At 38.7% G+C, this 12,034-nt stretch carries 15 protein-coding genes; 8 read left to right on the top strand and 7 right to left on the bottom strand.

Annotation, left to right across the window (positions count from 1 at the left end):
- Positions 1-287 precede the first annotated feature (287 nt).
- From I5M19_RS09500 to I5M19_RS09480, 5 genes are all read right to left on the bottom strand, one after another.
- Positions 288-740, bottom strand: a complete 453-nt coding sequence (locus I5M19_RS09500) for a flavodoxin family protein (protein WP_200065982.1) — start codon at positions 738-740, stop codon at positions 288-290.
- A gap of 82 nt (positions 741-822) precedes the next feature.
- Positions 823-1,557, bottom strand: a complete 735-nt coding sequence (locus I5M19_RS09495; protein WP_214653037.1) for a DUF2625 domain-containing protein — start codon at positions 1,555-1,557, stop codon at positions 823-825.
- Positions 1,558-1,651: 94 nt separating this feature from the next.
- On the bottom strand, positions 1,652-1,978 hold the full coding sequence (locus I5M19_RS09490; protein ID WP_200065981.1) for a HesB/IscA family protein: 327 nt from the start codon (positions 1,976-1,978) through the stop codon (positions 1,652-1,654).
- A gap of 122 nt (positions 1,979-2,100) precedes the next feature.
- Positions 2,101-2,514 carry a Fe-S cluster assembly scaffold IscU gene (iscU, locus tag I5M19_RS09485; RefSeq protein ID WP_200065979.1) on the bottom strand — a complete coding sequence of 138 codons (414 nt, stop codon included), beginning with the start codon at positions 2,512-2,514 and terminating at the stop codon, positions 2,101-2,103.
- Between the two features lie 109 nt (positions 2,515-2,623).
- Positions 2,624-3,835: an IscS subfamily cysteine desulfurase gene (locus tag I5M19_RS09480; RefSeq protein WP_200065978.1), complete on the bottom strand. Its 1,212-nt coding sequence runs from the start codon at positions 3,833-3,835 to the stop codon at positions 2,624-2,626.
- A 102-nt stretch (positions 3,836-3,937) separates the two neighbouring features.
- On the opposite strand from I5M19_RS09480, the gene mce reads away from it, so the two are divergent.
- The 7 genes from mce (at position 3,938) to prmA (ending at position 9,801) form a co-directional block, all read left to right on the top strand.
- Positions 3,938-4,339, top strand: a complete 402-nt coding sequence (gene mce, locus I5M19_RS09475) for a methylmalonyl-CoA epimerase (protein WP_200065976.1) — start codon at positions 3,938-3,940, stop codon at positions 4,337-4,339.
- A 283-nt stretch (positions 4,340-4,622) separates the two neighbouring features.
- Entirely contained in the window at positions 4,623-5,987 is a 1,365-nt protein-coding gene (locus I5M19_RS09470) for a right-handed parallel beta-helix repeat-containing protein (protein ID WP_200065973.1), read from the top strand.
- 162 nt (positions 5,988-6,149) lie between these two features.
- Entirely contained in the window at positions 6,150-6,398 is a 249-nt protein-coding gene (locus I5M19_RS09465; RefSeq protein ID WP_078348440.1) for a type B 50S ribosomal protein L31, read from the top strand.
- Positions 6,399-6,463: 65 nt separating this feature from the next.
- Entirely contained in the window at positions 6,464-7,645 is a 1,182-nt protein-coding gene (locus I5M19_RS09460; RefSeq protein ID WP_200065972.1) for a putative sugar nucleotidyl transferase, read from the top strand.
- Positions 7,646-7,712: 67 nt separating this feature from the next.
- Entirely contained in the window at positions 7,713-8,477 is a 765-nt protein-coding gene (gene tpiA, locus I5M19_RS09455; RefSeq protein WP_200065971.1) for a triose-phosphate isomerase, read from the top strand.
- Between the two features lie 20 nt (positions 8,478-8,497).
- A complete protein-coding gene (locus tag I5M19_RS09450; RefSeq protein ID WP_200065970.1) occupies positions 8,498-8,968 on the top strand; it encodes a hypothetical protein in 471 nt (156 codons plus the stop codon).
- A complete protein-coding gene (prmA, locus tag I5M19_RS09445; RefSeq protein ID WP_200065969.1) occupies positions 8,965-9,801 on the top strand; it encodes a 50S ribosomal protein L11 methyltransferase in 837 nt (278 codons plus the stop codon). The genes I5M19_RS09450 and prmA overlap by 4 nt, the downstream gene beginning before the upstream one ends.
- A 45-nt stretch (positions 9,802-9,846) precedes the next feature.
- Here prmA and I5M19_RS09440 read toward each other — a convergent pair whose 3' ends face one another.
- On the bottom strand, positions 9,847-10,485 hold the full coding sequence (locus I5M19_RS09440; RefSeq protein ID WP_200065968.1) for an NAD(P)-dependent oxidoreductase: 639 nt from the start codon (positions 10,483-10,485) through the stop codon (positions 9,847-9,849).
- 50 nt (positions 10,486-10,535) lie between these two features.
- Complete coding sequence (locus I5M19_RS09435; RefSeq protein ID WP_200065967.1) at positions 10,536-10,940, bottom strand: Rrf2 family transcriptional regulator; 405 nt, start codon at positions 10,938-10,940, stop codon at positions 10,536-10,538.
- A gap of 173 nt (positions 10,941-11,113) precedes the next feature.
- Between I5M19_RS09435 and I5M19_RS09430 the strand changes: the two genes are divergently transcribed.
- A complete protein-coding gene (locus I5M19_RS09430; RefSeq protein ID WP_200065966.1) occupies positions 11,114-11,968 on the top strand; it encodes a universal stress protein in 855 nt (284 codons plus the stop codon).
- The last annotated feature ends 66 nt before the right edge of the window (positions 11,969-12,034 follow it).

The following is a 12,034-nucleotide window of genomic DNA, read 5'->3' as shown; positions in this document are numbered from 1 at the left end:
TTGTTAAACAAAGCTAATTATTTTACATGCAATTAAAAATAACTTTATAAGGTGTGTTGTTTGGGTGTTCCGCGTGTGCGTATATATAAAACGGAACAAGCGGAACACTCTGACGTTTAGTTAGTTAACATTTTTATTTTGGTGCTTTTATTTTAGCTGTACTTTACATAAAGTCAGGTAATAGTCTAATTAATAATGCTTTATATTTTACATGAAAGTGTTCCGCTTTTTCCGTAACGGAACATGAAATTAGTTGCTGCATTAAGGCGGCGGATTACTAAGCGTTTTTAGCTTTTAGTTGGATAATAGGTACATCCCTGATAATTGATGCCTAAATAGGCAGCCGTGTGTTTAAAGGGGATCTCGAAACCTTCGGGTATTTCCGGATCGGCACCTACCGCTATAATGATGGCATTTTTACCATGAAGCTGTCGGCCAGTATCTTTTTGTATCGTGATAAGATCCGTAAGACGATCAAAAAAAACCTTCATTACGCCACTCATACTGTACCAGTACACAGGCGTTGCGAAAATCAGATTATCATACAAAAGTACCTGTGAAATCACTTCGTCGAACTGATCGCCGACGGGGTAGTGGGCATCGTAATTATAATGGGCTATTTCATAATCGAGCAGATCGATGAGATCAAATTCTTTTTGCTTGAGCGCTTTGCGGGTGATGGCCTCTGTAAGACTATTTTTACGATTGCTGCCTAATATAACAAGCGGTCTGTTTTCCATAGTAAAACAAAAAAGGTTGACCATATAAATATAATCAACCTTTTTAATATCTGTATTAATGTATTATTACTATACCGAAAATTTATTTTATCTTTTTCATCGCTTCTATATTAAAATTATATTGTTCCTCTATAGATACAATATTTCGGAATATCTTTTTCATGTCCTGTCCCTCGGCAGACCATAAATAAGGATAGAAGTTATACACCTTATCACCATTTAACTTGCTTATATCTTTTTCCCAATTTTTCCATCTGTATTTTTTATAGAAAGTGTTCAAATCTCCATTGAGGCAAAATTGAAAAAAATCATAATAACCCATATTTAAGCTTTGCCACTTTAGTGTTTCCGGAGCCAAATAATAAATATTACCTAAATCTGTTCCCAAAGTACCCCCATTAATTGCAAAAAAACCTCCAATGGCGTCGTCTCCTATGAATAAGTATCCGGGGCTTTCTCCGTATTCCTTAAATGTTTTGCCCTTATTCCATCCCGGTAAACTTCTGCTCAGTTTATCACTTCCCGAGCCTAGTAAACGGATCCATCCATTATCAATTAATATTCCTCCGGTAAAGTAAATAAGTGCTCCCATTATAGAATGAGTGGTTACCTGAGTTTGTTGTAATGCTTGCTTTGCCTGCTCAACTTTTGCCGGCAATATTTCGCATTTATTATTTGCTGCATTAACCTCACTTTTAAGTATTCCCCATCCAGAAGTGTCCTTGGTTAATTCTTCGATAGACCTAAGTTGATTTTGGGCTGACGAATTCTTGCATATGCTGATAATTATAAATAAAAAGAGTAATTGTTTTTTCAAGTTTATTTAAGCTATAAATAAATATAGCCGTTTTTATCTAAACTAAAAAGGCCCCGTTTAACGGAGCCCTTTAATATTTATATATGAAATATTACTATACAGAAAAACTTTCGCCGCAACCGCATGTACGGGTAGCATTAGGGTTGTGGAAGTTAAATCCCTTGCCGTTTAATCCGTCGCTAAAATCAAGTTCAGTGCCGGCCAGGTAAAGGAAGGATTTCATATCAAGCGCAAAGCGCACGCCTTTATCCTCGAAAAATTGGTCGCCCTTTTTTTCTTCGTTATCAAAATCAAGATTGTAAGATAAACCGGAGCAACCACCACCTTGAACAGACACACGCAAAAAATAGGAGGCATCCAGCCCGCTGTCTTGCATCAGGTGTTCAATTTTAGATTTTGCTTTATCAGTTACAGTTACCATGTTATATAGTAGTTAGTATCAAGTAGCAAGTATCAACATAAATATTAATACAAACTACTATCTCAAATTTAACATCCTTATACACAGTATCATGATACCTGATACTATGTACTTGGTACTAATTAGTGATGTGTTTTTTCAAGAGCTATGGGCTCCATGCCGTTTTTTACACGGAAATCGTTGATAGCTGCCTTTATAGCATCTTCTGCCAAAACTGAGCAGTGTATTTTTACCGGAGGTAAAGCCAGTTCTTCAACAATATCCATATTGTCAATCTTCATAGCATCATCTACAGTTTTGCCTTTAAGCCACTCGGTAGCTAATGATGATGAAGCGATAGCTGAACCGCAACCAAATGTTTTGAATTTAGCATCGGTAATGATGTTGTTCTCATCAACCTGTATCTGCAGGCGCATAACGTCGCCGCACTCAGGAGCACCTACAAGGCCTGTGCCTACTTTGTGGCTGCTTTTATCTAACGTGCCCACATTGCGGGGGTTAGTGTAATGATCAATTACTTTATCTGAATAAGCCATATCTTTAAGTATTAAGTCAAAAGTTGAAAGTAAAAAGTGAAAACCCCTTACTTGTAATTATTTGTTTTTATAATTCAGCATCTGCACATACGCACATCTGCATATTTAATTAGTGTTCTGCCCACTCAATCGAGTCAAGGTCAATCCCTTCTTTAAACATTTCCCATAGCGGTGAAAGTTCGCGAAGGTGAGTAACCGCTTTTTTGGTTACCTCAATGGCGTAATCAACTTCTTCTTCGGTAGTGAATCTGCCTAAGCCAAAGCGAATAGACGAATGCGCCAGATCATCTGACAAACCAAGGCTTTTTAAAACATAAGATGGCTCTAAAGAAGCTGAAGTACAGGCAGAACCTGATGATACTGCCAGATCTTTCATGGCCATCATTAAACCTTCGCCTTCCACATATTTAAAAGAAATATTGGCCACATGCGGTAAGCGATGTTCAACGTTACCGTTAACATAGCTCTCGTCCAGTTGGGTAAGTGAAGCTTCCAGTTTATCGCGCAAAGTTGAAAGGCGTTTTGCTTCGCTTTCCATTTCTTGTCCGGCTATTTCGCAGGCTTTTCCTAAGCCTACAATACCCGGTACATTCAAAGTACCTGAGCGCATGCCGCGTTCGTGACCTCCGCCATCCATTTGTGCGGTAACTTTCACCCTCGGGCCTTTACGCCTTACGTATAAAGCACCAACGCCTTTAGGGCCGTATATTTTATGTGCCGATAAAGCTAAAAGATCAATTCCGTCAGTATTTACATCAACGGGTATCTTACCAACAGCCTGTGTAGCATCTGTCATAAATAAAGCGCCATGTTTATGTGCAATGGCAGCAATCTCTTTTATTGGCTGTATTACGCCAATCTCGTTATTGCCATACATAATGGAAACCAAAATGGTTTCAGGCGTCATGGCTGCCTCTAATACATCAAGGTCAACAATGCCGTCCACTTTAACGGGCAGGTAGGTTACCTTACCGCCAAGCTTTTCCACATGTTTGCAGGCATCCAATACTGCCTTATGTTCGGTAACAGTAGTAATGATATGATTGCCTTTCTCTTTATACATTTCAAATACACCTTTGATGGCCAGGTTATCAGACTCAGTAGCACCCGAAGTAAAGATGATCTCTTTCTCGCTTGCACCTATCAGTTTAGCCACTTGTTCGCGGGCGTAATCAACACCTTCTTCTGCTACCCAGCCGAACGGATGGTTACGGCTTGCCGCATTACCAAACTTTTCGTTAAAATAAGGCAGCATAGCTTCCAGCACCCGTGGATCCATAGGTGTTGTAGCATTATTATCTAAGTAAATTGGAATGTTCATGTATTAAAAAATTAACAATACAAATATACGTAAAGTTTTACTTTTATAGCTTCGTACAGCTATAAATTGCATTTAGATGCCATTTATTTACAATATTTGGACATGGATAAGATAGAGCATATCGGTATAGCGGTAAGCAACCTGCAAAGCGCCCGAAATATATATGAAAAACTATTAGATACAACAGTGTATAAGATAGAGGATGTACTTACAGAAGGTGTTAAAACCGCATTTTTACAAAGCGGTCCCAATAAAATTGAACTGCTTGAAGCTACCTCACCTGATAGCCCTATTGCCAAATTCATCGCTAAAAAGGGGGAGGGTGTCCATCACATAGCTTTTGCGGTAGATGATATTGAGGCAGAGATGGATAGGTTAAAAGCTGCCGGGTTTATTTTGCTTAACGATAAACCGAAGCCCGGAGCGGATAATAAGATGGTGTGTTTTATTCATCCTAAAAGTTGTAACGGTGTATTGGTGGAGTTGTGCCAGGAGATGAAATAAAGACAAGAATCAAGAGACGGGAATTAAGAGACAGGAATCAAGGAACGGGAATAGGCATGAATCAAGAGATAGGAATCAAGAGATAAGACAAAAAGTTATGGCTATTGTGTTGGAGGATATATTGTGTTATTCTGTTAATTCTTAAATTCTATAAATTCGGGTTCAGACAATTACCGCGGGTTTGGAGCAGCAAAAATTAACGGCAGCGATGGGTTTACGAAGTAACAAAATATAAAAAACAACGTATAATCCCGATGGCTTTCAATCGGGTTAAATGAGAAGAATGAAAAGATATCTACTGTGCGGGATAGCAGTTATATGGATAGCATCGTCCTTTGTGATGTGTACTAAAAATATAATTGAACAACCACAAAGTTCAAATTCGGACACTACCAATACTAACTCAAACAGCGTTGATGTTGTAAAGTGTACCTATACCGTTCAACCTTCGGAATGGTTTGTTGACGGGACTGATATACCACCGGGTTCTGTTATATGTATTCCGGCAGGTACCAGGGGATCGTTACTGTTAAAGAATTTTAAAGGTACGGCCGGTAAGCCAATTATAATTAGGAATAAGGGTGGTAAGGTTACCTTTTCTACTGCCGTAACCGCGTCTTATGCTTTTAAGACTCAAAACTGCCGTTTTTTTAAAGTACTGGGCAATGGTACTGCGGGTATTAAATACGGGTTTGATGTAAACGGGGGTAATATCGGGATGACGATAGACGATCTTAGTTCAGATTTTGAGATAGCAAATGTTGAGGTACGTAACAGTGGCTTTGCGGGCATAATGGCTAAAACAGATCCATCCTGTGATATTGCTACACAGCGAGGTCATTTTACCATGCAAAACATTACCCTGCATGATAACTATGTTCACCAAACGGGCGGAGAAGGGTTTTATGTAGGGAATTCTTTTTATGCCGAAGGGGTTTCACTTGAATGCGGTATTGCTTTACCGCATGATGTATTGAATTTGAAGATTTATCAAAACCTTACCGATTCTACAGGTTGCGAGGGCATACAGGTTGGCGGCGCCATTTCCGGGTGCGAGGTGTATAATAATACCGTCAGATCTCCGGGACTGAAACCTTTTGCAAGCGCCCAGGATAACGGCATACAAATAGGCGAGGGTACAGGCGGTAAATGCTATAACAATCTTGTTGAAAACGCGCCGGGTAACGGTATCATTGTTCTTGGCTTTGGCGACAACCTGGTGTTTAACAATTATATCATCAATGCGGGTGCGAATGGCATTTTTGCTGATTCGAGATATACACCGGGTTCGGGTTTCCGGTTTATTAATAATACTATAATTGAACCCGCGGCAGATGGGATAAAATTGAACTCTGAAACTATTCCCATGAACACGGTGATCAATAATGTTATTATTAAACCAGGGTCAGGTTTGGCTATTCATAAAATAAGCAACGACGTAAAGCTTACAGCCTTAAATAACTATATAAATACCGATGTTAATACCCTTATGTTAACCAATTATAACGGCGGGGATTTTCATCTGAAGGCTTCATCGCCCCTGATTGATGCAGGTGCTGATGTTTCAGCATACGGCATAAGTTTTGATTATTTTGGTAATGCGCGGCCATCCGGTAATTCTTTTGATATTGGCGCTGCTGAATATTAACTGATTATACTTTAGACAATAAATAGAAATATTATGCATTCAACCGTAGTGCAATAAAGGGAAAAAGCGGTGTATAATAGTGTTTAAAACTTTTTAATTTTGGCTTTTGGTTTTAAATACAAATCACTATATTTGCACCTCTTTTACAAGAAGTATACGATAATGAAAAAAGACCTGCATCCATCAAACTATAGATTAGTAGTATTTAAAGATATGTCTAACGACTATTCTTTCATCACTAAATCATGCATAGATAGCCGTGAAACCGTAAAATGGGAAGATGGCAACGAATATCCATTGGTAAAATTAGAGATTTCACACACTTCGCATCCGTTTTATACCGGTAAAATGAAGTTAGTTGATACAGCCGGACGTATTGATAAGTTCCGCAGCCGTTACAACAAAAAATAAGTGTTTTTTCAATAAAATATTGATGAGTTCCCCGCATACCGGGGGACTTTTTTTATTTTTGGTCTATGGCAATTATTCTTTTTGACGATAACGCCCGCAATACTCTTCTTCCGTTAACTTTTACCCGTCCTGTTGCCGATATGCGTATCGGTATTTTAACTATTGCCGAAAAATGGGGTAAGCATTTGGGTTTGGGTTTTTCATATTTCACCACAGCGCATTTGCAACAAAAGTTCGCCTTACATATTAATGATGATAATTTGTTTATTAATGGCGCTGTATGTCCGGATGATGGCTTGCTGGAAGCCATTAATAAATTGCAGGAGGGCGAGGCTTTAAAGAGGGATAAAAAATTAATTGCAGTAAAGCTAAACTCTGCAAACGCCAAAAGTTTTGATATAGATGCATTATTAAAAAGCGCTATTGGTTACCAGTCTGATTTTATCAGTATTCAATTTCCTGAAGATATCTTTAAAAATAATGATGCTGAACTGTGTAAGGATTTTGCGTTACTTACTAAAGGCCGTACAAGTGTAAGTATCAGTAACACCAACGTAATTATAGGCGATAATTTCTTCGCGGAAGATGGAGCCGAGGCCGAATGCGCTACATTTAATACAATGATGGGGCCGGTTTATCTGGGAAAAAACAGCAGTGTTTGGGAGGGCTCAAACATACGCGGCAGTTTTGCACTGGGTGAGCATTCGCAGGTTAAAATGGGCGCCAAAATATATAGTGCTACTACCATTGGCCCATACTGCAGAGTCGGAGGCGAAATTAATAACGCTGTTATTTGGGGGTATTCCTCTAAAGGCCATGAGGGATATTTAGGAAATTCGGTAATGGGTGAGTGGTGCAATATAGGTGCCGACAGTAATAACTCTAACCTTAAAAATAACTATGCCGATGTGCGCTTGTGGGATTACCCATCGCGGAATTATCGGGAAACCGGCTTGCAATTTTGTGGTTTAATAATGGCAGACCATGCCAAGTGTGGTATAAACACCATGTTTAACACAGGAACCGTAGTTGGTGTAGGTGCAAATGTATTCGGAGCGGGTTTTCCGCCGAATTTTTTTCCTGACTTTTCATGGGGGGGGGCACAGAGCATGCAGGAGCATAAATTCAATAAGTTCTTGGAGACCACTGAAAGAGTGATATCACGTCGTGATCACCGGAAATTTGATGAGGTAGAGAAGCGTATTTTGGAAACCGTTTTTGAACTGACTGCTGCGTACAGAAAATAAAAAATTAAAACCAAGCCTACTTTTAAGAAGTAGCTTTTATCACCATACATATATAATAAATACTAACATGAGAAAAAAAATTGTAGCCGGAAACTGGAAAATGAATTTGGATTATAACGAAGGTTTGGGCCTGTTTTCCGAAGTAATTAACATGGTAAAGGATGAGGCAACAGGCACACAGGAAGTTGTGGTGTGCAGTCCGTTCATTCACCTGCATAGCCTTTCTCAACTGGCAAAAGGCTACAATAAAGTATCTGTTGGCGCACAAAACGCACACCACGCGGAGTCTGGAGCTTATACGGGTGAAATATCAGCAAAAATGATACATTCAGTTGGTGCCGAGTATGTTATTCTGGGTCACTCGGAGCGCCGTCAATACTTTGGCGAGGATAATGAGTTGTTGGCAAAGAAAACCGATACTGTTTTAAAATACGATCTGAAACCAATTTTCTGCATAGGCGAAACGTTACAACAACGTGAAGCTAACGAACATTTCGATGTGATTAAGTCGCAGTTAGCAGAGGGTGTATTTCATTTGGATGCTGAACAATTTAGCAAATTAGTGATCGCCTACGAACCTGTTTGGGCAATTGGTACAGGCGTAACCGCATCAGCAGAACAGGCGCAGGAAATACATGCTTTTATCCGTAAAGAGATTGCGGCCAAATACAGCCAGCAGGTAGCCGATGATATAACCATATTGTATGGCGGTAGCTGTAATCCTAAAAATGCTGCAGAGCTATTTGCCCAGCCGGATATTGACGGCGGTTTAATTGGTGGTGCGTCGCTAAAATCGCGTGATTTTACAGATATTGTTAAAACTTTTAATTAATAACATCCAAGGGAATTATAATGAAGTATTTGCTTAAGGTAATTATCCCTTTGGTTCCTTTTTGGGTATTTGCAGTGTTGATAAAATTTACGCCTTTTTTTCATTACGTAAACGCGGGTGATACCATTGGCGAAGATTCGGTTTACGGGTTAATCGCTTATTATAAAGTATTTGCTCCGCTGTTAATGTTAATTGCTGTTATTACTCAGTATTTAATGGTAATGCCTTTATGGAATATAATACGCCGCAAGCCAAAATCAACCGCAGGTATTTTCATATCGATGTTTTTTATCAGTCTGCTACTTGCTTTTGGATTAGCATATATTATATGGGACCCTGTTACCGGATATTTTCATTTTGCAAGCATTGGCCTTTTTATGGCCGGGGTACAGGTGTTTTACTGGACGATTAACTTTTTAGTATTGTACCTTTTAGATTGGAAGGTATTTGGAAAAGCAGTTTCAGTGCCTATTACTGAACATTCTATATGAATTATTACGAACTTTTATTTACAACGCTTACTACCGAAGATTATCAGCAGGATCTGCTGATCGGTGCTTTGGGAGAGATCGGTTTTGATACTTTTGAAGAAGTTGACCTGGGTTTTAAAGCCTACATACCGGCAACGGAACTTGACCTGGAAAAACTGGAGGCACATCTGATACCGTATCACCAGATGTTCAATTTCAGCTACGAGGTTACCCTGATTCCGCAGAAAAACTGGAATGAGATATGGGAGAGCAATTTTACGCCGATACAAATTGGTGATCAGGTTTTTGTACGGGCAACCTTTCATGAAGCTAAACCTGAATTCCCGTATGAAATAGTAATAGATCCTAAAATGGCTTTTGGTACCGGTCATCATCAAACTACGGCCATGATGATGGAACTGATATTAGAGAATAACTTTGAGGGAAAGGACGTGCTGGATATGGGTTGCGGTACAGGCATTTTGGCCATTTTATCCGCCAAACGCGGGGCTTTAACTATTACTGCGATTGATTATGATCCGGTATGTTATGAAAGTACCTTAGAAAATGCTGCTTTAAATAAAATAGAAAATATTAAAGCCTTGTGCGGATCAAAAGAAGCAATTCCTGATGAGCAGTATGATGTGGTATTGGCTAATATTAATCGTAATATATTGTTAGACCAGATGGAACGGTACAGCCAAGTGTTAAAACCAGGTGGAGAAATATACTTCAGCGGTTTTTATGAGTCTCCTGACCTGGACATTATAACCGATGAAGCCGCAAAATACGGGCTTAAATACATTACCCATAAACAAAATAATAACTGGGTGGCGGCAAAATTTTTAAGCTGATTTATTATGGGAAGCAATTTAAATTGCTTCCCATTTTCACTTTATTTAGTAGCCCAGGGTAAACCTTGATCTTATAAACTGATTGTTTTCCAGTTCGTTAAAAATTGCTACTGCCATATCTTCCACGGATATATCGCATTTACCGGCTTCATCAAAAACCGGGCTTTCGGTACCTAAGCGGAATACACCCGTACGCTCACCCGGGTGAAGGTTGATAGCCGGACTTAAAAATGTCCAGTCGAGCTCAGTCTCTTTACGCAAATTATTAAGATAGTCGCGAGCTGCTGTTGCACCTGCATAATATTCTTTTGGGAATTCAGGAGAATCAACCAGTTGCTTGCCATCAATAAATAAACTACCCGCGCCGCCTACAACCAATAAGCGTTTAACACCGGATAGTTTGGTCGCTTCCTGTATGTTTTCCGATCCTTTAATAAAATCGGTGTAAAGGTTAGGATTGGCCCAGCCTGCGTTAAACGTATTAATAACGGCATCATGTTGGGCTATTATGCCACTCAATTCATCTACGTTATTTACATCAGCCGCTTTGGGCAGTACACCATCTTCTACAGCTATTTTTGATATATCACGTGCTATAGCGGTTATTTCATATCCACGTAGTAAACCTTCTTTTAAAACCGCACTGCCTACAAAGCCTGTTGCGCCTATTAATGCTACTTTCATTTGTTTATTAATTAATGTAATTAAAATTGTTACAGTTTATATTAAATTTTTTATTCGAATTTGTTACAGAACTCAGCCAGATTAGTATCGCCTAAACGTTCCATCAATACTTTATTTACATCGGCATATAAATTCTTTAAATGTTTATTTATCTGTTTTCCAACAGGGCATACAGGATTAGGCTGATTTTTTGCCTGGCCTAAAATAGCATCGGGCTTAACGGTTTCATAAATGGCACCAAGCGATATTTGATTTGCAGATTTTGCAAGCATATATCCACCATTTTTACCCTCCTGACTGGCAACTAAATGGTGCTTAATTAAATTGCTTAACTCTTTTCTTACTAATACCGCATTTACATTTATACTACCCGCAAGATATTCTGATGATAGCAAACCATCAGCCTTGCATAGCAGTGTCATAATATGAAGCGTTATTGGAAATCGTCCGTTCATTTTTTATATGTAATAAAATTTATTACAGTACAAATGTATGTTTTATTTCGTTATAATAGGAGTTGTTTTTAATTATTACCAATTGTGAAACTAATCTGATAAATTAATTTATTGGTATATTTAATTTCATCCTTCATATTAAACCTATTTATGTAATTATAATTGCTCCGGACATGAAAACTTATCTTGTACCTATTGATTTTTCAGAAGCTGCACTTAACGCGGCCGATTTCGCGGCGCATTTAAGCAATCAAAGTGATGTAATAAATATAATACTGGTAAATGCGTATTATATATCGCCATATGAACAGATGCTGCCTAACCCGGATATGATGATGATAAGAGAGCAGGAGATTGAGGAGAATGTTGCCACCCGGTTTAAACAGCTACAGAATCTTAAGCATAAATTAAGTAAACAGGTACGCGAGGGTGTGAAAATTCATATAAAGGTTAACCGTAGCCACCTATTGCGAGCTGTAGTTGATATAACTGAAAATGAGCATGTTGATTTAGTGATATTAGGAAGCATAGGTAACAGCACGGTACGCGAAAATAATACCGGTTTGGGTAGCCATGTAATAAAAATATCAAAAGCCAGCCCGGTGCCGGTAATTGTAGTGCCACCTGTTTATAGTTATAAGCCAATAAAAAAGGCGGTAATTGCTTTTGATTTTAAAAAGGTAAAAGATAATGTGCCGGTTGATTGCCTGAAAAAGCTTTTGGGCGATAAGAAAATGCGGCTTTTGATAGTAAATATCGACCCTGAAAATAAATATGGCGCGGCTGATGAAGAACTGTTAGCCGAAGAAGCTGTTTTACATAATATGTTACAGCAGTACGAACCGGAGTATTTTTATATAAACGAATCTAATGTAATAAGCGGCGTACTTGATTTTGCTGCAGAAAAGAACGCACAAATAGTTATTGCTCTGCCTCACAGATATAGTTTTTTGCAATCTATTTTGCACAATAGCATTTCACAGCAACTGGCTGCAAATTCCCAGGTACCTGTTTTATTGCTTAAATAATCAGCGAAATGTTATACTTAGCATTTTAATTGTTGGTAAATGCCTTTTTATGTTTATTTGCGAAGT

The sequence above is a fragment of the Mucilaginibacter segetis genome (assembly GCF_016522075.1).
Taxonomy (GTDB): domain Bacteria; phylum Bacteroidota; class Bacteroidia; order Sphingobacteriales; family Sphingobacteriaceae; genus Mucilaginibacter; species Mucilaginibacter segetis.
The sequence above is the reverse complement of the archived record's forward strand: the minus strand, read 5'-3'. Positions and strand labels throughout refer to the sequence as shown.

What these genes read in the sequence shown, in the direction of transcription:
- I5M19_RS09500 (WP_200065982.1), bottom strand. Translation starts at nt 740, where the DNA reads ATGGAAAACAGACCGCTTGTTATATTAGGCAGCAATCGTAAAAATAGT.
- I5M19_RS09490 (WP_200065981.1), bottom strand. Translation starts at nt 1,978, where the DNA reads ATGGTAACTGTAACTGATAAAGCAAAATCTAAAATTGAACACCTGATG.
- iscU (WP_200065979.1), bottom strand. Translation starts at nt 2,514, where the DNA reads ATGGCTTATTCAGATAAAGTAATTGATCATTACACTAACCCCCGCAAT.
- I5M19_RS09480 (WP_200065978.1), bottom strand. Translation starts at nt 3,835, where the DNA reads ATGAACATTCCAATTTACTTAGATAATAATGCTACAACACCTATGGAT.
- mce (WP_200065976.1), top strand. Translation starts at nt 3,938, where the DNA reads ATGGATAAGATAGAGCATATCGGTATAGCGGTAAGCAACCTGCAAAGC.
- I5M19_RS09470 (WP_200065973.1), top strand. Translation starts at nt 4,623, where the DNA reads ATGAAAAGATATCTACTGTGCGGGATAGCAGTTATATGGATAGCATCG.
- I5M19_RS09465 (WP_078348440.1), top strand. Translation starts at nt 6,150, where the DNA reads ATGAAAAAAGACCTGCATCCATCAAACTATAGATTAGTAGTATTTAAA.
- I5M19_RS09460 (WP_200065972.1), top strand. Translation starts at nt 6,464, where the DNA reads ATGGCAATTATTCTTTTTGACGATAACGCCCGCAATACTCTTCTTCCG.
- tpiA (WP_200065971.1), top strand. Translation starts at nt 7,713, where the DNA reads ATGAGAAAAAAAATTGTAGCCGGAAACTGGAAAATGAATTTGGATTAT.
- I5M19_RS09450 (WP_200065970.1), top strand. Translation starts at nt 8,498, where the DNA reads ATGAAGTATTTGCTTAAGGTAATTATCCCTTTGGTTCCTTTTTGGGTA.
- prmA (WP_200065969.1), top strand. Translation starts at nt 8,965, where the DNA reads ATGAATTATTACGAACTTTTATTTACAACGCTTACTACCGAAGATTAT.
- I5M19_RS09440 (WP_200065968.1), bottom strand. Translation starts at nt 10,485, where the DNA reads ATGAAAGTAGCATTAATAGGCGCAACAGGCTTTGTAGGCAGTGCGGTT.
- I5M19_RS09435 (WP_200065967.1), bottom strand. Translation starts at nt 10,940, where the DNA reads ATGAACGGACGATTTCCAATAACGCTTCATATTATGACACTGCTATGC.
- I5M19_RS09430 (WP_200065966.1), top strand. Translation starts at nt 11,114, where the DNA reads ATGAAAACTTATCTTGTACCTATTGATTTTTCAGAAGCTGCACTTAAC.